Annotated in this window: 18 protein-coding genes and 1 riboswitch; of the genes, 10 read left to right on the top strand and 8 right to left on the bottom strand. The window is 40.9% G+C overall.

Annotated elements, in window-relative coordinates:
* Window positions 1-51 precede the first annotated feature (51 nt).
* Complete coding sequence (locus AFM12_RS16915; protein ID WP_055150694.1) at window positions 52-510, top strand: FKBP-type peptidyl-prolyl cis-trans isomerase; 459 nt, start codon at window positions 52-54, stop codon at window positions 508-510.
* Window positions 511-632: 122 nt separating this feature from the next.
* On the top strand, window positions 633-932 hold the full coding sequence (locus tag AFM12_RS16910; protein WP_055150691.1) for a cupin domain-containing protein: 300 nt from the start codon (window positions 633-635) through the stop codon (window positions 930-932).
* A gap of 59 nt (window positions 933-991) precedes the next feature.
* Here AFM12_RS16910 and AFM12_RS16905 read toward each other — a convergent pair whose 3' ends face one another.
* The gene (locus AFM12_RS16905; protein ID WP_082391397.1) at window positions 992-1711 is read right to left on the bottom strand and encodes a GIN domain-containing protein; all 720 of its coding nucleotides are present in this window, start codon (window positions 1709-1711) and stop codon (window positions 992-994) included.
* A gap of 146 nt (window positions 1712-1857) precedes the next feature.
* On the opposite strand from AFM12_RS16905, the gene AFM12_RS16900 reads away from it, so the two are divergent.
* The 3 genes from AFM12_RS16900 to AFM12_RS16890 are packed head-to-tail and all read left to right on the top strand — an operon-like array spanning window position 1858 to window position 5244.
* A complete protein-coding gene (locus AFM12_RS16900) occupies window positions 1858-2454 on the top strand; it encodes an RNA polymerase sigma-70 factor (RefSeq protein WP_055150685.1) in 597 nt (198 codons plus the stop codon).
* On the top strand, window positions 2451-3404 hold the full coding sequence (locus tag AFM12_RS16895; RefSeq protein WP_055150682.1) for a FecR family protein: 954 nt from the start codon (window positions 2451-2453) through the stop codon (window positions 3402-3404). The genes AFM12_RS16900 and AFM12_RS16895 overlap by 4 nt, the downstream gene beginning before the upstream one ends.
* 55 nt (window positions 3405-3459) lie before the next feature.
* Window positions 3460-5244 (top strand): carboxypeptidase-like regulatory domain-containing protein, encoded by a 1785-nt coding sequence (locus tag AFM12_RS16890; protein WP_055150679.1) that lies wholly within the window; start codon window positions 3460-3462, stop codon window positions 5242-5244.
* A gap of 54 nt (window positions 5245-5298) precedes the next feature.
* On the opposite strand, the gene AFM12_RS16885 is transcribed toward AFM12_RS16890, so the two are convergent.
* On the bottom strand, window positions 5299-7590 hold the full coding sequence (locus AFM12_RS16885) for a TonB-dependent receptor (protein WP_165492358.1): 2292 nt from the start codon (window positions 7588-7590) through the stop codon (window positions 5299-5301).
* Between the two features lie 131 nt (window positions 7591-7721).
* Here AFM12_RS16885 and AFM12_RS16880 point away from each other — a divergent pair, with 131 nt between their 5' ends.
* Both AFM12_RS16880 and AFM12_RS16875 read left to right on the top strand, forming a co-directional pair.
* The gene (locus AFM12_RS16880) at window positions 7722-10910 is read left to right on the top strand and encodes a UvrD-helicase domain-containing protein (RefSeq protein WP_055150673.1); all 3189 of its coding nucleotides are present in this window, start codon (window positions 7722-7724) and stop codon (window positions 10908-10910) included.
* A 40-nt stretch (window positions 10911-10950) separates the two neighbouring features.
* Entirely contained in the window at window positions 10951-12417 is a 1467-nt protein-coding gene (locus AFM12_RS16875) for a CCA tRNA nucleotidyltransferase (RefSeq protein WP_055150670.1), read from the top strand.
* A 32-nt stretch (window positions 12418-12449) separates the two neighbouring features.
* Here the strand turns inward: AFM12_RS16875 and AFM12_RS16870 are convergent, their stop codons facing one another.
* The gene (locus tag AFM12_RS16870) at window positions 12450-13724 is read right to left on the bottom strand and encodes a DUF2851 family protein (protein WP_055150667.1); all 1275 of its coding nucleotides are present in this window, start codon (window positions 13722-13724) and stop codon (window positions 12450-12452) included.
* Window positions 13725-13808: 84 nt separating this feature from the next.
* Window positions 13809-14633, bottom strand: a complete 825-nt coding sequence (pyrF, locus tag AFM12_RS16865) for an orotidine-5'-phosphate decarboxylase (RefSeq protein WP_055150664.1) — start codon at window positions 14631-14633, stop codon at window positions 13809-13811.
* A 109-nt stretch (window positions 14634-14742) separates the two neighbouring features.
* Between pyrF and rfbC the strand changes: the two genes are divergently transcribed.
* Window positions 14743-15276 carry a dTDP-4-dehydrorhamnose 3,5-epimerase gene (gene rfbC / locus AFM12_RS16860; RefSeq protein WP_055150661.1) on the top strand — a complete coding sequence of 178 codons (534 nt, stop codon included), beginning with the start codon at window positions 14743-14745 and terminating at the stop codon, window positions 15274-15276.
* 21 nt (window positions 15277-15297) lie between these two features.
* Window positions 15298-16980, top strand: coding sequence for an RluA family pseudouridine synthase (locus tag AFM12_RS16855; protein WP_055150658.1), 1683 nt, complete (start codon window positions 15298-15300; stop codon window positions 16978-16980).
* On the opposite strand, the gene rlmB is transcribed toward AFM12_RS16855, so the two are convergent.
* The gene (gene rlmB / locus AFM12_RS16850) at window positions 16977-17786 is read right to left on the bottom strand and encodes a 23S rRNA (guanosine(2251)-2'-O)-methyltransferase RlmB (RefSeq protein ID WP_055150655.1); all 810 of its coding nucleotides are present in this window, start codon (window positions 17784-17786) and stop codon (window positions 16977-16979) included. The genes AFM12_RS16855 and rlmB overlap by 4 nt on opposite strands.
* On the bottom strand, window positions 17759-19042 hold the full coding sequence (locus AFM12_RS16845) for a GWxTD domain-containing protein (protein WP_055150652.1): 1284 nt from the start codon (window positions 19040-19042) through the stop codon (window positions 17759-17761). The genes rlmB and AFM12_RS16845 overlap by 28 nt, the downstream gene beginning before the upstream one ends.
* Window positions 19043-19103: 61 nt before the next feature.
* Here AFM12_RS16845 and AFM12_RS16840 point away from each other — a divergent pair, with 61 nt between their 5' ends.
* A complete protein-coding gene (locus AFM12_RS16840; protein WP_055150649.1) occupies window positions 19104-19493 on the top strand; it encodes a group III truncated hemoglobin in 390 nt (129 codons plus the stop codon).
* Here AFM12_RS16840 and AFM12_RS16835 read toward each other — a convergent pair.
* Together AFM12_RS16835 and AFM12_RS16830 are read right to left on the bottom strand one after the other, a co-directional pair.
* Window positions 19465-20487, bottom strand: coding sequence for a homoserine O-acetyltransferase family protein (locus AFM12_RS16835; protein WP_055150646.1), 1023 nt, complete (start codon window positions 20485-20487; stop codon window positions 19465-19467). The two genes, AFM12_RS16840 and AFM12_RS16835, sit on opposite strands and share 29 nt — an antisense overlap.
* Before the next feature lie 51 nt (window positions 20488-20538).
* Window positions 20539-21828, bottom strand: a complete 1290-nt coding sequence (locus AFM12_RS16830; protein WP_055150643.1) for an O-acetylhomoserine aminocarboxypropyltransferase/cysteine synthase family protein — start codon at window positions 21826-21828, stop codon at window positions 20539-20541.
* Between the two features lie 106 nt (window positions 21829-21934).
* Window positions 21935-22054: riboswitch (SAM riboswitch) on the bottom strand.
* Window positions 22055-22076 lie beyond the last annotated feature (22 nt).

Raw genomic sequence — 22076 nt, 5'->3', positions numbered from 1 at the left:
ACAAGTGAAGATGTTGAAAAACAGCATCTGTTATTATAAAACAAACAAGTAATGGTAAAATCAGGAGACACCATCAAGGTGCACTACAAAGGAACATTGAATGACGGTACACTTTTCGACAGCTCAGAGGGACGCGAGCCACTTGAGTTTGAAGTAGGTAGCGGCATGGTAATCAAAGGTTTCGATGACGGCGTGATGGGAATGAAAGTTGGCGATAAGAAATCAGTCAATATTCCTGCAAAAGAGGCGTACGGTGATCCGAACCCTGAAATGATTTTTGATTTCGAGAAAGCTCAGATTCCGAACGACATTCCGTTGGAAGTTGGTGGCACACTAAATATGCATAACGGGCAACAGACTGTTCCCGTAAAAATTGTTGAAGTGGCAGAGACCACTATCAAGTTGGATGCAAATCACCCTTTAGCCGGTCAGGATCTGAACTTTGACCTTGAATTAGTCAACATTCAAGCGGGTGGAGATACCACGGTAGAATATCAGGAGGTGAAGTAATCTTCTTCACTGATTGTCAAAAGAGCATGTTTCCTACAAATTGGAAGCATGCTCTTTTCTTTTAGACAGCCTGTTGTGATCAACCTCATAAATCCATATCAATTCTTCAACTAGTTTCGGGCATGAAGAATTTAAACGAAATTCAGTTCGATTCAGAAAAGCCCTCAGTGAATATCATTGAGAAGACAGATAAATCTAATTATCTGGCCATTGGACTACTGAATAAACAGGTATTAACCAAACATAAAACCTCTTTTAAGACAATTTTGACAGTACTTAAAGGCAAAATTCTTTTTAAAATAGGATTGAAGAAAATAGAGCTGAAAAGTCTTCAGGTTTTCGAGATTCCCATCAATGAAGAGCATGAAGTAATAGGACTTGACAGCGAGAATATTTTCATACTGTTTCAGGAAAAACAGTAAAAACACTCATCCGACGTACTTACTTCATAAGCAGCCTCTCGCCGGACGAGAGTTTTGATTTAGTCTTTCTTTACTTTACTACCTCCAGACACTTCCTGATCAATTCTTGGAGTACCGCGGTAATTAACCGTACTGGCTCCACTCGCTGAAACATTCAGATAGTCGCTTACCGAAACATTGGCCTTGCTGGCTCCACTGAGTTCCAGAAAAACCTCCTCGGCGTTAGTGTCAAAAGCCAAAAGTTTTGAAGCACCCGAAAGATCAGAGCGAATGAGTGGTACATTTTGCTTCAACTCAATATTGGATGCACCTGAAATATCAGATTTAAACTCTTGCATGGGCACATCTATAATGAGCTTTGCTGCACCCGAAACATCTGCTTCCAGTAAATCAAAAGAAGTAAAATCCTCGATTTCAACGTTAGCCGCTCCACTAATATCCACCACTTTGAGGTCGGGTAGCTCAATGAGCAAATCCATGCGGTCGCGACTCAAGCCGCTAAGCCAATTTCTGTTGACATAAGATACTTTGAGAGTTCTGTTGATGACCCGAACATTCAAATCATTCAAATCTCTTTCCACCCCATTGGCAGTTAACCTGAACTCTGTGGAAGGAATAATCACAACCCGAAAGGCAGAGCCCAAAGCCACCTCATCAAATGTATCAAGGTTATAAATCTCCTCTGTTAAATCTCCGGGAGGTGTTTTGTCCCAATTATTTTTATAAATACATGATTGCAACAATGGCAAAACCAGGAATAGATACAATAGCTTTTTCATATTTCATTTGTTGTTATTTCCTACAGGACAATTAACCCCATCCTACCCCCTATTATTGTTAGTCTTTTTTTACAATATTTTTTCAAACAGCATAGGTGAAGCCTCATTTTAAGTTGTCTTACAACTAAATGAACGAATAAGCCTGTATGTTTGCAGTTCAAAAAGGAACCCTTCAACCATTGTCTGAAAAGCAAATTCATGCTCTAAGGGCCGGAGACGCCTCAGTTTTTGAAGAAGTTTTCAGGCTTCATTATGACAGCCTGTGTCGATATGCCTTCTCCCTTCTTAACAGACAGGCAGAAGCTGAAGACCTGGTTCAGCAGGTATTTGTTACTTATTGGGAAAACAGAGAAAAGACAATTATATCCGGTTCTTTAAAAGGTTACCTCTTCCGCTCAGTTCATAACAGATGCCTGAATTCAATTAAACACGACAAAGTAAAAGCCGCTTATACAGATCATAGCTTGTTTTTTGAGACTAATTACCACCTTGAGGTTGAAGAAAACTTTCAGGCTGAGGAGCTAAAAGGTAAAATTGATGAAGTCATTGAAAACCTTCCTACAGAGTGCCAGCGGGTTTTCAGAATGAGTAGAATCGATCAGTTAAGGCATAAAGAGATCGCTGAAAAACTAAGTATTTCAGTCAAAACCGTTGAAAACCAAATCGGTAAAGCCCTTAAAATTATGAGGACCTCATTAGCTGACTATTTGGTAAGTATCATTTTAATTTTGTTAGGATCATGAGCAATAATCTGGACGAAGAATTACTGGGAAGATATTTTGCAGGGCATGCCGATGCTGATGATTTGTCAAGAGTTGATCATTGGTTACAAGGAAGTAGTGAGCGGCAAAAAGAGTTGGAAGGCTACCACAAAATTTGGCTGGCCTCAGAAAAGCAGGTTGTGTTCAAACCTGATACCAATAAGGCCTGGAAAAAAGTAGCTGCTCAGACCGTCAATAAAAAGAAGCCGAATTATACTGCTTGGGCAGCTGCAATCGCCGCTTGTCTTCTCCTGGGCACTTACTTTATCTTATCACCCGGGAAGGAAGAGCCTATTCAATATGCCGCCATAAAAACCGAGCAAAATCAAACAGAGCATACGCTGGCCGATGGTAGCATCATAACACTAAATAGTTTCAGTCATCTGGAATATCCTGAGCATTTTGAGACAGGCGAACGAAGGGTTAAACTCATAGGCGAAGCTTTTTTTGATATTGCCAGAAACCCGGATAAGCCTTTTATCATTGAAGCCAACGGCACCGAAATAAAGGTTTTGGGGACCTCTTTCAATGTTTTAGCACGTGATGCTGATGTAAAGGTAAGTGTCAACTCCGGACGTGTTGAATTCAAAAAATCGAATGACAAAAAAGTAGTTCTGAACAAAGGAGAAGAAGCTCTTTACCAAAGTCTCAAAGACACTATAAAGACGGCCATTATTCTTGACAGAAATGTTTTTGCATTCAAAACAAAAGTTTTTGAGTTTAACCAGACTCAGCTTGAAGATGTCATTCATACACTGAACAAGGGATATGTGGCTGAAATTAAGCTGGATGGCTCTGCATGGGAAAACTATCAACTGACGACACGTTTTGAGAACGAAAAATTGTCTGATGCCCTCGGCATTATTGCCGAAACCTTGGACTTGAAGCTTTCCATAAAAGATAAAACCTATATTTTGGCCAAAAAAGAATAGGGGAATTTAAGGGTTCGCTTGTCATAAAGCTGACCAGTAACACAAACCTTCTATTATGAAAAAGCTCATTATAATTCCTTTACTATTCTTTATTGTTTTCTCCGCCCGGGCTCAGAGTAGCACTCTTGAAAAACGAGTAAGTATCAACATTTCAAACCAACCGCTGGAGCTTGCTCTAAAGATGCTGGAAAAAGAATCTGAGGTTCATTTTTCATACAACCCCAGAGTTCTTGAATTTGATAAAAACATCAATTACAAAGCTGAGTCACGAACCCTTGATCATATTTTGAATGAAATCCTTGGGCCTTCAATAAGTTATAAAGTACACGGCACCCACATCATTTTACAAAAAGCCCCTAAACGTGATTTCTATATCAGCGGTTATGTACGAGACGGCGAGTCAGGTCAGGAGATTAAAAATGTCAGTATTTATGAGCCCCAAACACTGGCCTCAGCTCTCACAAATACCCATGGGTATTACAAAATCAAACTACCCGTTCAGCAAAAAGACATAGACCTCAAATTCTCAAAGGAAGATTATGATTTACTCATTCAACCTATCAATAACCGAAGTGACCAAAAGCTCTCCGTTGAGCTTCAAAAAACGATAAAACCAAAAGTTTTAACCGCAGAAGTTTCGGCTATTAAAACTCCACAAGTCAAACTGGACACAACACCCAAGATTGAAGAAAGGCTATCTTCAAATTCGAAACCCCAACCGGTGCCAGTACCTGAAATGGAAGAAAAAGAAAAAAAGGTTAATCTAGACTTTAGTGAAGAGCTGGCGTTTATTGATACTACTTACCAAAAAGGAAAAGATCATTTTCTAAATTGGTTAATGACCACCAAACAAAACCTCCACTTCAGGAATATTCAAGACAGTCTTTACAAACCCTTCCAGATTTCCTTTTTACCGTTTCTTGGCACAAATCTTCGCCTGGGGCCAGTGGTGACCAATGATGTTTCCATTAATCTTGTCGCAGGTTATACCGGAAGTGTCAGAAAGCTGGAAGTGGGTGGAGTTGCCAATTTTATCAGAAAAGACATGACAGGTGTTCAGGCCGCCGGCACACTGAATTTGACCGGCAGAAGCTTTGCTGGCGTTCAGGCGGCTGGAGCAGCCAACATCAATCTGGGAACTTCCTCAGGCATTATGGCTGCCGGAGCCACTAATATTTCAGTAAAAGACTCAAAAGGTCTTCAAGCGGCAGGTTCCCTTAATGTCGCTTTTTCCGAAATGAGAGGCACTCAAATAGCCCCTTTTAACTATGCCACCCGACTGAATGGTTTGCAGATTGGGGTCTTTAATATGGCCTATGACAGAATCAACAATAGCGTCCCAATTGGGTTTTTCAGCTACGTTCACAAAAACGGATATCGAAGACTGGAATTCAATGCATCAGAGCTAAATAACACAGAGATTAGTTTCAAAACCGGGGTGCAGAAGTTTTATAATATTTTTAATACCTCCTTCAGTTATGGCCGGCCAAATAAACCTTTGGCAGGTGTGGGGTATGGCCTTGGAACCTCCTGGAAATACGGAGAGCGATTGGGCTCGAATCTCGACATCCTTTCTTCTGTCTATTTTCAGGATGGCGAGTTTTCCTATTTAGATCAGCACTACAGAGCCTCCCTAGGCTTTGAATACAAAGTATTTGACAGACTCGCCGTTTTTGTAGCCCCTACTTTAAACTTCTATGTGGGCTATGATGAGAGTCTTGACTTCTCCTCTTACAAGCTTTTGCTTTCTGAAAGAACGAGCCGATGGTTTGGCGAAAACGCCAGAACCTATACCTGGCTTGGCTACAAGTTTGGATTGCGGCTTTGCAATAAAAGTTAATTCAAAAAAAGAGTCATCTGGCGGCCAGATGACTCTTTTGATATAAAGCCAGACTTAAAACTCCCAGCGATAATTCAGCATTGGAATCATCCCTAACTGATACTTTGTAAGCACCTTCCCCTGAAAAGCATCATAATAACGATAGGCGACATTCTGTTGATTCGTTAGGTTTTGAATATCAATTGACCACATTCTGTTTAGCTTCGCTTTTGACCTTTTGAGATAGATTCTCAAGTCTGATCTGAAATAATCATCATTTTCGACCGTCAATGGCTGATTGTAGTCAAATACCGTTGACATTTGTGTCTCTGAAGCAGCCTGATCGATGGCATAATCATTAAAGCCACCCAAATAAACCAGTCTAAGGTTGGTACCAAAAACACGATCTTTTGAGAATCTCCACTCCTTCCCTACTGTAAAGTTTGTAATATAATTTCCGTCATAACGGGAATTGAAGTATGTTCCTCCCAGACCTATAGACTCTGATTTATAAACCGTTGCATTAGCAAGCAAAAAGAACCCATTATCGAGATATCGATTATAGTTCAGCTCCAAACCATACGTTCTACCCTTCGCACCGTTATTTAAGGTCATTGGGTCTGCATATCCTCTCAAATTCATACCAGTGAGGTATTGAAAATCCACTGAAGCCAAATCACTATGAATAGACTGATAATAAGCTTCCGCTCTGAAATTTGACTTCTCTCCGATTCGTTTATCAAAACTCAATACATAATGATCTGAAAGTGTTGGTTTCAGACTTTGATTTGAGGCATAAATCCAGTTATCCAATAGTTGAGAATGGCGACCATATGCAGCCGCCAACTGACTACTCACTCCCAATACAAAGCTCAGCGAAGCCCTTGGTTCAATGGTAGAAGTATTGGTCAGGAAATAATTCATTTGATGTGCACCCAGATCAAATAGTACTTTTGAACCCAACTTCCCTGAAAACTGAAGAAACGGCTGAATTAACCATGAATCAAATTGCCCTTCTGAAAGTCCATTATATATGCTCAAAGAATCAGCAGTTCTGGTGATATAAGCCCCTGATTTCAGCCTACCACCAGAGGCCAGTCTCCTCATAAAAATGGTAGAGAATGAAAGTTTTGAGGTATTGGTAACATCATAATCTGGAGGCAAATAGAAAGAACTCAAGGGGTCAGGAGCAACAAATTGACTTCGTTCATTTCTCAAACCTGAATACACCAAAGCATTTCTCCACAAAAGTGAAGGGTTGAGGTTCTTTGAATGGGTAATCCCGGCAGCACCCATTTTACTGTTATAATTGATGTTATATAGATCCTTTTCTTCTAAAGGTCCGGTGCCCTCTTCATCATCAAAAGCAAATTCATTTGAGTTTTTTCCACCCATCCCGAAAACGGTGATATCACCAATTTTTTCACTCGGAAAACTCAGATTTACAGCGAGATCCTGAAAACGAATATCTTCTCCACCGAACGTTACGCCCATCAAACCCAGTAAACCGGTAAAAGAATAGCGGTAATTAATCAAATAGCTACTTCCTTTTTCTTTGTTTAATGGCCCTTCAGAAGCCAAATCGACACCAATAAGTCCTACCTGAGCGGTATGTTCAAATTCCTGATTATTTCCTTTACGCAATCGCATATCCATCACACCACTGAGAGCATTCCCGTACTCAGCCGGAAATGCACCAGTTAGGAAATTCATATTGCCCAGCATTTGAGCCGAAAGCATATTGGTACCTCCACCATTTACGGTCGCCTGATCTGAAAAAGTACCGGCATTGGCGAGGTGGTTTGGATTAACAATTTCCATACCTTCAAGTCGCCACTGAAGACCGCGAGGGTTATTTCCCCGAATACTCATGTTATTCGCCTGATCATTGGTATTGGCTACTCCCGGAAATGAGAATGCCAAACGGGCCGGATCAAAAAATGTGGCTGGAAAACGCATCACCTGTTCTACTGTTATCGCCTGAACGCTGGTTTTGGCTCCCGACAAATTTGGACTGGCTGCTGTAACCTGCACTTCTTCTAAATCAGTGATGGAAGGTTCCAGAAAGATATCAACCACCAGTTCCTTATTGGAGGCCAGTAAAAGCTCTTTCACCAGTTGTTTGGTGTAACCCAATCCACTTATCTCCAACTCCAAACGCCCGACAGGCACATTTCCAAAAGAATAGTCTCCGCTTTCTTCGGTTTGAGTATTCATTGCCGTGCCGACAATTTTAACCGTGATTTTCTGCAGTTCGTGTTGAGTAAGAGCATCTCTTACAGTTCCACGTATTGTTCCGGTTTGCTGAGCAAAAGCCGTCAATCCCATCAGAAGAAAAATAAGAAGGCTCGTAAATTTCAATTTCATCAAAGTTTTAAAAATTTTGGCAAAACTACGTCTTTGTAAGGGATTAGAACAGATTTTATCGACCTTGCATTCCATGATTTTCAGCAGGTCTCTCAATTAAAAAACCTGCTCAAGCCAAACACCCGCCACCGATGTCAGTTCTCAAAATCTACGGCTCTTCAGCAGGTTCAGGTAAAACGTTTACACTGGCCAGAACCTATCTATCTCTTTTACTTCAGTCAGAAAAGCCAAATTACTTCAAAAACATTCTGGCCATCACTTTCACTAATGATGCAGCCGCTGAAATGAAAGAGAGAATTCTGGATACCCTTCGTGAAATTGCTGGTGACCAGGATAATTATTCTTCAAAAACGGCCACCATGCTGGCTGCCATTCGGGAAGATACGGGTGGAATGGAGCCTGTTGAAATTCAAAAGAGAGCCGCTGCCGCCTTTGACGAAATCCTTCAAAACTATGCTGATTTTAATGTCAAAACCATTGATAGTTTTGTCAATCAATTAGTTAGTTCCTTTTCCCGTGATTTGGGCTTGCCCTATAATTATGAAATTTTACTTGATAAAGAACCTGTATTACTAAAGGCTGCTGAGCGAGTTTTTGATAAAATTGGTTTACCGGAATATGACTATATCACTGACCTTGTTCAGCGATTTGCAGAAGAACAGGCCAATGAAGGCAAAAGCTGGCAAAACCTCCTGCAAAATCTCGCCAGTTTCGCCCGTAATCTATTTGATGATCAACACTTTAACCTGATTCAAAAAAACGAAGGATTAAAGCATCAGGACTATCTTCAGATCAAAAAGAATATCGATCAATATCTGGCGATAACAAAATCTCAGTTGAAAGCATTATCGAAAGAAGGCTTTGATTTGCTGGAACAAAAGTCCATTCAAATTGATGACTTTGCTTTTGGTAAAAGCGGGTTTGGGGGGTTCTTTCTCAAAATTCAGGAAGATGACGGCGATTTCATCAATTCAGACTGGCAGCCGGGCAAACGAATTTTGGCTGCTATCGAAGATGATAACTGGTATTCTCAAAAGGCGACTTCCGACACTAAAGCAAAAATTGATCTGGCCGCAGATGAAATCCGAGATTTTTATCTCAAAACAACAGCCTTTGCCGATCATGAACGTCCAAAATACATTCTTCTCAAAGAGATCCGGAATTCACTAAATAATCTGGCTTTGCTTGATGAAGTCCATCAGGAGTTCGGAAAAATTCTCTCCGAAAATAATCAAGCCTATATTACAGATTTTAACCGCCGAATTCAAGCCGTCATTACCGAAGAACCCGTACCCTATATTTTTGAAAGAATTGGCGAAAAATTCAACCATATTCTAATTGATGAGTTTCAAGACACCTCTGACTTACAGTACTTTAACCTCCTACCATTGATTGAAAACACTTTGGCAAAAGGGTATTTCAATATGTTGGTGGGTGACCCCAAACAATCTATTTATCGCTTCAGAGGTGGCAAGGTGGAGCTGATGCTTCATTTACTTCATAACAATACAGGGGCTTTGAAAGAAAATCCGATGCTGTCTGATCACCAAAGATTTGCCATTGATTACACTAACTCCTACCTCACCAAAGAAAATCTGGACAAAAACTACCGTAGTAAGCAGGAAATCATTGAGTTCAACCGAAAGTTCTTTGAGCAAATTTTAGAGACTAATGAGGAGCTAATGATCAAAGAAGCCTTTGAAAACGCCGCACAGGAAACTCATCCGGGCACAAAAAAGGGTGGTCATGTAGAGTTTCTTTTCAATGAAAGCAAAGATGTAGATAAAAACGAATGGACTTTCCGCCAAGTCATTGGTAAAATTGAAGAAGCTCTAAACGCCGGTTTCTCCTATGGAGACATCGCCATTCTCTGCCGCGAAAAGAAAAAGGAAGCTGCACCGGTCGCTAATTATTTACTCTCTAAGGGCTATCCTATTATTTCTTCTGATTCTCTTTTACTAAAAAACAATCATGCAGTCAGCCTTTTGATCAGCCTCATGAAAGCTTATCAGGATGAAATGTATTCGCCGGAAGCTATCTTGCTGTATCATAAATACAAACAGCTTCCATTCCCTAAGGAAATGCCAAATAAAAATGTCTGGCATTTTTTAGGAGATCAAGGTATTATGATAGACCTACATCTGATGAGTGCTTTTGGTCTTTATCAGCTGGCCGAATCTCTTGCGAGTAAACTTGGCTTATTTGAAGACAAAGCTTCACTACCCTTCCTTTTTGCTCTTTTTGATTTGATCCAAAACCAGGTCAAAAATAATGGCAACAGCCTAAGCGATTTCTTAAGTTACTGGCAGCAAAGTGGCTCAGGCTCTTCAGTCAGCATTTCTAAACCGGAGGCTATCACAGTGACCACTATCCATAAATCAAAAGGTTTAGAGTATCCAGTGGTAATAATGCCGTATTGCAACTGGTCTACGGTAAACAGAACGGGTTCAAAAACATGGGTTGATTTGGAAGGAATTGACTGGCCTGAGCTAAGTCACGGAGACAAACGTCTTTTAAGCGGAAATACCGGTTTAAAAAAAGACATGAACATTACTCCGGCAGGCCCACAAATAGCCAAAGAGCTGGAATTTATAAAACTGGAGGCTCTAAACATCCTATATGTAGCTTTCACACGGCCGGTAGATCGACTTTACGTTATGGCGACAAAAACGGGCAATAACACCATTTACCCATATCTCAAACATTTCATTGGTGACATTCTAGCGAACGAGGAAGAGATCATACATCATATTCTATATCAGGGAATTGACAGTGAGAAAGTTCAGCAGTCTGCTGAAGAAAAGAGCTTTATCATTGACAAAATACCAAGTAGAGATAACCTTGGAAATCTCAAGATTAAGTCGAGCATTGACAAACTTTTCAATGAAGAAAATCAGCGTGACAGGGGCAATTTGATTCATACACTATTTTCGCATATTCAGTTGGCCGAAGACCTGAATCAGGCCTTGCGGCAATTACAGTTTGACGGGCTTATCAGCGAGAATGAAAAACCGGAACTTAAAGATGAAGCCATAAAAATTATGGAGCATCCCCAGCTCAAACACCTTTTCTCAGGAGATATCAAAGTAGAAAACGAACGGGATATTCTTCTCAAAAATCAGGATTTCAGCAGACCTGACAGAGTGGTTCTTCAGGGAGATAAAGTCTCTATAATTGATTATAAAACCGGCCAGAAACGCAAAAGTCACCTGAATCAAATTAAACACTATGGTGAACTTTATCATATGATGGGATATACTGAGGTAGAAATGCTGCTGGTTTATCTTAATCCTACGGAAGTGATTTCGGTTCGGGCTTAAAATCCCTAATTTTGCAGCTTCAAAAACTGGCAGAGAATCCGTGGATTTCAACAAACACCTTTTAGCACATCCCATTTTTAAAGTCATTGGAGAGGCTGCAGATGATCTCAACCTAGAGGCTTATGTAATCGGTGGTTATGTGCGTGATCTGTTTCTCAAAAGACCAAACAAAGATATTGATGTTGTTTGTATCGGTAGCGGCATTGACCTCGCCGAAAGAGTGGCCTCAAAACTAGGTGAGAACACCCGGGTGAATATTTTTAAGAATTTCGGAACTGCTCAAATCCCCCATCCTGAGTATGATTTGGAATTCGTGGGTGCCCGAAAAGAGTCTTACAGATCAGACTCCAGAAAACCTAGTGTAGAAGATGGGACCCTTCAGGACGATCAAAATCGCCGTGATTTTACCATTAACGCTATGGGTCTTTGCCTGAACCAAAAGCGTTTTGGAGAGCTACTTGACCCTTTTGACGGACAGAGCGACCTTGGGAGAAGAATTATTAAAACTCCCTTAGAACCTGGAATTACCTTTTCTGATGATCCATTAAGAATGATGCGTGCGGTACGTTTTGCCACGCAGCTCAATTTTGACATTGATCCGGTTACTTTTGAAGCGATTGCCCAAATGAAAGACCGCATCAAAATTGTCTCTCAAGAGCGGATTACTGACGAGCTCAATAAAATCATTCTGGCACCTACCCCGTCCTATGGCTTCAAGTTACTCGATCAAACCGGAATTCTGGAGATTATTTTTCCAGAATTGACGAATCTTAAAGGCGTTGAATACATTGACAATAAGGGACATAAAGACAATTTTTATCACACACTTCAAGTCTTAGACAATATCACCAAGTTTACAGATGACCTGTGGGTAAGGTGGGCGGCTATTTTGCATGATATCGCAAAACCAGCTACTAAACGCTTTCATAAAAAAGCAGGCTGGACTTTCCACGGGCATGAGGAACTGGGCAGTCGCTGGGTAAAAGGTATTTTTCGTAAAATGAAGTTGCCACTTGACAATAAAATGCGGTCAGTTAAAAACCTGGTGCGACTTCACCTCAGACCCATTGCTCTGGCCAAAGAAGGAGTAACCGATTCCGCTTTAAGGAGGGTTTTGGTAGAAGCAGGAGATGACATCGAAAATCTTCTGATGCTTTGTCGGGCCGATATCACGAGTAAGGACCCCAACCGGGTAAGGCGATACCTTAAAAATTTCGATAAGGTTGAGCAGTTGTTGATTGAGCTGGAGCAAAAAGATAAGCTTCGCAATTTCCAGCCGGTCATCACCGGTGAGATTATCATGGCAGCTTTTGATTTACCACCCTCAAAAGAAGTTGGTATCCTAAAATCGGCTATTCGCGAAGCAGTTATTGACGGAGAAGTACCCAATGAACTTGAAGCAGGCTTTGAGTTTATCAAAAAAGAAGGGGTGAAAATGAGTTTTCAACTTGTGAGAAGTTTTGAAGAAATAGAGCAGATGACTCAAAATAAGGATACCAATGAATAGTTTAAACCAAACTCATTCGGCAACAAAGGAAATCACTTCAATAACTCAACACCTATCCCGCAGTTGAGACATTTCTTTTTGAGACAAAACTCATTATAAAGCTCAATAGAACCCTGGCTATCAGACATTTTATCGACAGTAAGTCCAAGGCCTTTCCAGAAACGTGTAATCCGATTATTCTCCGCAGGTATTGCTTCTAAAAGTTGTATCGCCTGATCAGTTAACTCAGCACGGTCTGAATAATGAGCAAAAGCAATTTTAACAGGCACCACTGAATTGACAATCAAATTTTCAACCGAGTTTTTTCCAATTCCCTGAGTTTTACTATTCAAGGTTTTCTCAAAATGATAGTGCGTTTGCCAATACTCTGATGGCTCGGTTTTGAAGAATTCAAGTAAGTCTTCAAATGTTGAAGAAGAAGAAGTAAAAACATCAAAAAACGACTTTTGCTTTACAAGAATCCCAGCGATTTGGACAAGTCTGACCGTTGGAAAATTGCCAGGTCTGGTTCGCATAAATTTCCACTGAACAACCAGCATTTGATTTTGCTCTAATCCATGCTTAGCCTTAAGAAAATTATATTCGGCTTTTAATTTTTCGCCATATTTACCCTGAGCCTCTTCCAGAAAACCGGCGACACCAAAAAGTAAAGCTTCGAGCTGGAAAATTGACGATTGATATTTTCTCAATAATCGAAACGGAAGGTTCTGAGCCAATGAAAGAAAAGCTTCATTATTAAGCTTAAAGCCGAAATTTGTCAGTAAAGTCTGGTAAACAGCTTCCTCCCAGTCTCCTTTATTTTCTTCCAGTCTCTGATGAATAATGCTGGCTTTTCGCTGCAATCGTTGCATCAGAGCTTTGTCAAACATTGTGAGTTTTACAAGTTCTGAAACGTCATTGAATTGCCTTTCACAAGGAATTCGATCAGCTGAATTGATAAGCGACTGGTAGTTTTTGAACACCTCTTCCGGTGTAATATCTTTTAACTCCAAACAAGGTATTTCCTTCCCATCCCTAGCAAAAATTGGTTCATCATATTCCCATACTACATGAAGTATGACATTATCATAGGCTTTATCAGCCCCATGTTTGTGCCTTTTCCAGTCAGACGATTTCACATGAATTTCAACATGACCGGCCCATTCTATGTCCTTAATTCTAATTCGAGCATTTGAAAAATCAGGTCCGGAATCTGAATTGATGAACCCTTTATTGAGAAGCAAAAGGTCTTCCCCGTTTGTAGTTTTTACCGATTGCTTCCTAAACTTTTGAAATTGCCAGATATGGTGCAGAAGTTCCTCCTTCATCTTTAAATCATGCGAATATGAGCTAAAGATAGAAAATCAGGCCATAAGACCAGTCAACAAGGGCTTTTTGCTACAATTATGCGATCAAAGAAGATTATTCAGCAAAGAAGCCATCTCCTTTTGAAGCTTTTCGGCTTCGAGAGCTGCAACTTCTGCAAAATCCTCTCCTGAAGAGGCATAAATGATGCCTCGGGAACTATTCACCAGCAAGCCACATTGACTGTTCATTCCGTTCTTAGCGACCTCCTCCAGGCTTCCACCTTGGGCACCAACGCCGGGCACTAATAAAAAGTGATCGGGGACAATCTGACGGATTTCCTGTAAAGCCTCCGCCTTAGTGGCTCCAACCACATACATCATGTTATCAGTATTTCCCCAGTTCTTTGAGGTTTTGAGTACTTTTTGAAAGACTTTGTCATCATCCACCAAAATTTGCTGGAAATCACTAGAGCCTTTATTAGACGTCAGAGCTAACAAAATCACCCATTTCCCCTCAAATTCCAGAAAAGGCGTCACAGAATCCTCACCCATGTATGGAGCCACGGTTACGGAATCAAATGACATCCCTGAAGCCTCTTTATCAAAAAATGCCCTCGCATAAAGTTTAGAGGTATTTCCGATATCTCCTCGCTTAGCATCTGCTATGGTGAAGCAGTCTTTAGGGATAATTTCCAGCGTTTTTTGAAGGCTCTCCCATCCTTTTGGCCCCTGTGCTTCGTAAAAGGCAATATTCGGTTTGTAAGCAACGGCAAATTCATGAGTGGCCTCAATAATTCTTTTGTTAAACTCAAAAACAGGGTCTTTCTCCTTCTTCAAAAACTCCGGAATTCGTTGAATATCAGTATCCAACCCAACGCATAAAAAAGATTTCTTTTTCTGAATTTGCCCAAAAAGTTCTGCTGCCGTCATTGCTTGTCTGAAATTTGCAGCAAATTAGTAGGAATCCATTCCAAAAGCCATTTTTCTGGTCTGGAAATCCTCGCTATTTTTGCCCAATATTTTCAAACAAAACTCCTGAATGGAATTCCGTAAAACCTCAATTGAAGGTTTGATAGAAATCAAACCCAGAATTTTCAAAGACCCACGAGGTTACTTTTTTGAGTCGTATCAATATGAACTTTTCAAACAAAATGGAATTGCCGAAGTCTTTGTTCAGGATAACCAATCATACTCCACAAAAGGTGTTTTGCGAGGTTTGCATTTACAAAAAGACCCTTTTGCTCAAGGAAAACTTGTAAGGGTTATCAAAGGAAAAGTGCTTGATGTAGCTGTAGACGCCCGTCCGGGTTCACCAACTTTTGGTCAATGGGACTCCGTAGTGCTGGATGATGAGCAAAACAATATGTTTTACGTACCTCCAGGTTTTCTACATGGTTTTGTGACGCTTGAAGACGCTATTTTCTCGTACAAATGCACCAATTATTACAACCGTGAATCAGAGCAAGGTGTCATCTGGAATGATAGCGATCTGAATATCGACTGGGGTATTGAGAATCCACTCGTTTCTGAAAAGGATATGGCTTTGCCACGTTTCAGCGAGATTTCTTTCTAATTAGTCTCAAAGCAAAAAATAATGGCTTCGACCTCTCTTAGTGATAAATTTCATTTTTTCGAAGAGGATGTCAGCCAGATTGACCTGCCGGAGAAGTTTACTTTTCCATTTTCTTATCAGGCTCATCCTTTAGCTATTACTGCTGCCAAACAGGTTCAGCGGTATCTTGAAAGCTCTTTTGAGAATAATCATAACTTTGGATTAGACCCCGACCAGGAAGGGTTGATCATCGGTAAGATGTTCGGTGTTTTAGTGATTAGAAACCAAGTTGGTCAATTGGGTTTTCTTGCGGCCTACTCCGGAAAGTTGGATCAGGGCGATCAGCTTCCCTACTTCGTCCCCCCTGTATTTGATGTTTTTGAAAAAGGTAATTTTTATCGGGTTGAGGAAGTCAATATTAGTGCACTAAACTCTGAAATTGAGTCAATTGAAAAAAATACTAGTTTCCAGGCACTTCAAAATGTGTTTCAAGAATCGAAAGATCAATCGGCAAGGGAAATTGAGGATCAAAAAGAAGCAATTCGACAAAGCAGAAAAGAACGAAAAGAGAGAAAAACCGAGGCTCTAGAATCGCTTTCGACCGAAGAAGCTAAAAGAATCATTGACGAAACCATAAAGGAAAGTCTAAAACAGAAATATGAACTCAGAGTTTTACAAGAAAACTGGCAGAATAAAATAGATGAGCTTGAAAAGGAATTGGAGCCATTCTTATTCAAAATTGAGCAACTTAAAGAGGAACGGAAAAGTAGGTCAAATAAACTTCAAAAGCAGCTTTTTGAGAATTATACCTTTCTAAATGCTCATCAGGAAGAGCAAAGTCTGCTTACAATTTTCATCGAAAATCTGGGCATAACCCCTCCGGCCGGAGCAGGTGAATGTGCGGCTCCGAAATTGCTTCAATTTGCCTATTCAAACGACCTTAAACCCGTCACCATGCTAGAATTTTGGTGGGGAGCTTCGCCAAAATCTGAGATCAGAAAACACAAAGAATATTACCCGGCCTGCAACAGTAAATGCGGGCCAATTCTGGGATTTATGCTGGATGGACTTGAAGTCGATGAAAATCCGATGAAAAATAACCCGGCAGAGGGCAAGGAGCTGGAAATTATTTTTGAAGATGAAAGCATTATCGTCATCAATAAACCGGCCGACTTCCTTTCCGTACCTGGTCGTTTTGTCAAAGATTCTGTTCAAACCAGAATCAGAAAGAAATACCCGGATGCCTTTTTAGTTCACCGCCTGGACCAAGGCACATCGGGAATAATACTTCTTGCTAAAAACCATGAAGTTTATGTCAAACTTCAAAGACAATTTACGGGCAGAACAGTTTCAAAAAAATATGTTGCCATTCTGGATGGTCTTTTGAAAGAAAAAGAAGGCTTCATTGACCTGCCCTTACGAGTTGATCTCGAAAACCGACCTTTCCAACTCGTTTGTTATGAACACGGCAAACCTGCCAAAACTAAATACGAAGTCATTTCTGAAGAAAACGGAAAAACCAGAATTCATTTCTACCCCATCACAGGCCGAACGCATCAATTGAGAGTTCACGCCGCACACCCATCCGGATTAAATACACCTATTGTTGGCGACGATCTATATGGCAAAAGTGCGGACAGACTGCATTTGCACGCAGCCCATCTGGAATTTACTCATCCTACCACGGGCGAGCGGGTAAATTTCACAAAAAAGGAAGAATTTTAACTTTCAGCTTCTCCCCTCTGCCTGATCACCTCATAGAGCATAACTCCAGCAGCAACAGAAACATTTAGTGAGCCTACTTTACCGAGCATAGGGATACTCCCGAGCATATCGCATTTCCGGAGAATACTCTCCGAAATTCCGTCTTCTTCTGAGCCCATAACAATGGCCAAAGGGCCATTCAATTCATGAGCCGAGTAAACATCAGACGTTTTTTCAGTACAGCCAATTACTCTAAAACCACTGTTTTGAAGACCTTCAATGGCAAGAGTTAAATCATTTTCTTTACAAACCGGGATAAAAGAAAGAGCTCCTGACGAGGTTTTCATCGCATCCGAGTTTATTTGTGCAGCACCGCGGGTTGGGATGACAAGGGCATCCACTCCACAAGCCTCGGCGGTACGAGAAATGGCTCCGAAATTACGCACATCAGTGATACGATCGAGAATCAGAATCAAAGGCGTCTTTCCCTTTTCATAGGCTTCCGCCACCACGTTGCTTAACAAAGCATAGTTTACTGAAGAAACAAAAGCAATAACACCCTGATGGTTTTTACCCGTGATTCGGTTCAATCGCTCAGAGGGAACACGCTGTATAAACACCCTCCTTTGACGGGCCAGTGTTTCAATATCCTCATGATTTGAATCTTTATGAACCAAAATCTTTTCAATATCTTTCTCAGACCTCAGCAGCTCTAAAACAGACTGAATCCCGAAGACAAAGTCCTCAGGATTAACTTTTGGTGCTGGTTTGTGAAATTTCCTTTTAGGCCCTCCGCCTTTTACTCCATGATGCTTCCTGTTCTCCATGCTTCTACAAACGGGTACCAATAGGCTCCGTATTCGGGATACCGAACCAGCTCATAATGGTCTTCGCTAAATTGATTTGGTTTTCTGTAAAATGTAAAAATGATCTCCGAGAAGTTGGCACTTTGAGAGTATAGCCAGACTTCTCTCATACCGTTGCGTTGAATTCTTGATGGCGGTCCCAGAACAGTGTAAATCATTCCTTTATCTGTTTTCCATCCCTCTTTATAAGTAGTAAATAGCTCATTTGCTCTTTTAACTCGTCTGTAATATGAGCGAATAATTTGTTTGGCCAAAGCTTGATTACCTGAGGTCATGTTAAGGAAATAAAGGTCTAAAGCCTTTTTGAAATCCTCGGCACCTTTGAGGTTGTTGATTTCATCATTCGTGCTCATATAAACCAGAGGCTCTGTCAGCTCTTCTTCCTCTGAAAGTCTTGGATATCGCTCATCTACCACCATAAAACCATAACCAGCGTCATACTTTTCCTGATCATAGAGTACATAAGTACCTTCTTTATCAAGTCTCAATTCTTCTCCGGATTTGAATTTGATAGTTTCTTCTTCTTTGAAACCAACCAGCTCATTTCTTTTACTCGAGCTCATAGGTGAAAGTGCTGCGGGAGCCTCTGTCCTGTATCTTTTCAAAATCAGAGGATGCTCAAAACCATCCATTGATTTAAAAGTTACCTTGTTGCCAACATTTACATAAGCATCAAAAAACGGCATATCCTGATTTTCGAGATACATCCCAAAACGTCTGTTTGGCCTTTGAGCGTTGAAATCTACATAGCTTTCGTTTGTAAACTTCCGGGACGCCGAAATATCAATAAATTCCATGGAAAGGGATGCCTCCTGAAACTCTCTTAAACGAGGAATTTCGAAAACCATATTCAGTTTTTGTTCCAGAAGGCTGGCTTCAACTTCTTCAAAATTCACTCTCCCTGTTTCGTATTTTTCCTTAATTCCGGTGGGAGCTTGCAAAGCCCAATTCACTCTGAATCTGTCCGCCAGGTCCTCAATTGAACCGATTTCGTTTTCTTCCAGATTTTCAATAGTAGCGTTTAGAAACACCACTATTTCTGTAGAGTCTTTGAGAATATACTCTACCTTCATAGCCGAAATGAACGGATTCATTTCTTTTTTCATTTCTTTTCTGCTTGTCAATGAATCAGAATTCACCGCAGTTTTGTTCTGTACCTTACAGGAGCTCAAAACGGCGATAACGAAGAAAACAGAAAGTAGTCCTTTGTATTTCATAGTGCAATTGCCAAATATAGCTTAATAACGAAAAAAGAGTGCCGAGGGTGCCCTTAATTTTATGAGAGATATAGAATCAAGAGAAGATGTAAAACTTCTTGTCGATACTTTTTATAGTTACGTTCACCAGGATGAAAAGATGGCACCGGTATTTAAGATGCCAAAAGAGCAGTTTGAGAGGCATCTTGAACGCACTTATAACTTCTGGGATAACTGGCTTTTCAGAACAGGTTCTTACCAAGGTGGATTAATGTGGGCTCATATTGAGAAAAACATGAGCTACCCCATCACGACCGAGCTGTTTGAGCGATGGCTGGCCCATTGGTTCAGATCTGCCGATGAGCTTTTTAAGGGAGAAAATACAGAAATTCTAAAATCAAAGGCTCTTGAACTGGGTCAAATCATGAATGCGAAATTGAGCTCTATGCGTTCTGCTTCTCCCAACTCGTAATGGCTTGTGTCATTTCCTCAAATTCAATCAGGAAACCATCGTGCCCATAGTCTGAATCAATCTCAACGTATTGAGCATCAGGTATGCAACTGGCAATTAAAGCCTGCTCCTGTGGAGGAAAAAGCATATCAGAGGTAATCCCAATCACCAAGGTTTTTGCTTTCACACCGGCGAGTGCTTTCTCAATTCCTCCCCGTTCACGGCCGACATCATGCGAGTCAAACATTTTGCTGAGCACCCAATAGGAAAAAGCATTGAACCTCCGCTGAATTTTTTCTCCCTGATAATTCTGATAAGTATTGGCTCTAAAAAAGTCGATCTGCCCCTCGTCACGAGATTGGGTGCGGTTATACGTCTGATAATTACGGTAAGAAAGTAAGGCGATTGATCGGGCAACTTTCATCCCTTCCATACCTGCTTTAGCGTCATTATTTTGCCAGCTTGGGTCATTCTCAATAGCCATACGTTGGCTTTCATTAAAAGCAATTCCCCAAGGAGAATGCACCGCATTGGTTGAAAACAAAATCAACCTTTCATGAAGGCCAGGATTTGAAACGGCCCATTCCACAGCTTGCTGGCCGCCCAATGAGCCACCCATCAGCGTATGGATTTTGTCAATTTCAAGGTGCTGCCGCAAAATCTCCAAACAGTTAACCACATCACGGATGGTCAGCATCGGGAAAGTATGGAAGTAAGGTTGACCCGTCTCCGGATTGACACTTAATGGATTTGTACTCCCATAATGAGAACCCGGCACATTCATGCATACCACAAAATATTGCTCAGGATTAAAATGGCGGTTTTCGCCAATTAAGCCATTCCACCAGTCAGATGGATTAGCATTACCTGTAAAGGCATGGCACACCCAAATAACGTTAGATTTATCGTCATTCAGTTTTCCGTAGGTGCTGTAAGCAAGGGTAACCTCCGGTAAAAACTCCCCGTTTTCCAATTTTAAAGGCTGGCGATGGGTAAAATCGTGATACTGTAACATATAAAAGGGCAGAGCTTCCAGAAGAAGCCCTGCTTTCTAATCTTCAAATAATTAACCTAAAGCTTTATTGATATCAGCCTTGATATCCTCAATATGCTCTATACCCACAGATATTCTAAGTTGACTCGGTTCCACACCGGCCGCTTTTTGCTCAGTTTCATTCAGTTGAGAGTGCGTAGTGCTTGCCGGATGTATGATAAGGGTTTTAGCATCACCAACGTTTGCCAAATGAGAGATAAGCTCAAGAGAATTTACAAACTTCTCGGCTTTGGCCCTGTCCCCTTTTAAATTGAAAGATAAAACACCACCGAAACCTCTGGTTAAATATTTCTTCGCCAGATCATGCGTAGGATGACTCTCAAGACCCGGGTAACTAACAGACTCCACTTCAGGGTGTGACTCGAGCCATTTGGCCAAAGCCAAGGCATTTTCACAGGTTCTTTCCACTCTTAATGAGAGCGTTTCTAAACCCTGAAGAAGCATAAATGAATTAAAAGGCGACTGAGCAGGCCCCCAATCTCTCAAACCTTCTACTCTGCATCTGATGATGAATTGGATATTACCAAAAGGTCCTCCAACACCGAATACATCATTTAATACCAACCCGTTATAACTGGCAGAAGGCTCGGTGAATTGAGGATATTTTCCATTACCCCAATTGAAAGTTCCGGCATCTACAATAACACCTCCCATTGAGGTACCATGCCCACCTATCCATTTTGTAGCCGATTCTACGACCACATTAGCTCCATATTTAATAGGCTGGCAAATAGAGCCACCGGCTCCAAAAGTATTATCCACGAAAAGAGGTAAATCATATTTTTTAGCCAAGGCCGCCAAACCTTCAAAATCAGGAGTAGTCAGGCCTGGGTTTCCAATAGTCTCTACATATAATAACTTCGTTTTATCATCAATCAGTGATTCAAAACTGGCCAGATCATTTCCTTTGGCAAAACGAGCTTCTACTCCGATGTTTTTAAAGGAGTTTTTGAACTGGTTAAAAGAACCTCCGTATAGGTATGAACTGGTCACAAAATTGTCGCCAACAGTAGTAACATTATTGATTGCCAAAAACTGAGCGGAATGGCCTGAGGCTGTTGCCAAAGCTGCAACACCACCTTCAAGTGCAGCCACTCTTTTCTCAAAAACGTCATTCGTAGGGTTCATGATTCGGGTATAAATATTCCCGAACTCCTTCAGAGCAAACAGATTAGCTCCGTGCTCAGAGTTATTAAACTGGTAGGCCGTCGTTTGATAAATAGGCACCGCTCTCGAGTTGGTGGTTGGGTCCACTTCCTGACCTGCATGTAATTGCAAGGTTTCAAATTTCAAATCAGACATTGTTGTACAAAAATTTTAAAATGGTCAAATACGTAGTCTGAACATCAGACGTACGTTTCCGTTAGTCGGAATAAACCAAAACGATGTTTAATGTTTGCTATCGATCGGTTTATAAGTCCCAAAGGCCGTTATGGCACAGGGGGTAGGTATTGGCACCTTATACAAAAGTTTTGACAGGTTGCCCGAGGTTCAAAGAGCCTATTCTCTCCCCTCGTCTTTATAAATCAATCCAAAATTGTAACAGATGA

Origin of the sequence: Jiulongibacter sediminis (assembly GCF_001306455.1) — a bacterium.
GTDB lineage: Bacteria > Bacteroidota > Bacteroidia > Cytophagales > Spirosomataceae > Jiulongibacter > Jiulongibacter sediminis.
Note: the sequence above shows the minus strand (reverse complement) of the source record. Positions and strands in the feature narration are given on the sequence as shown.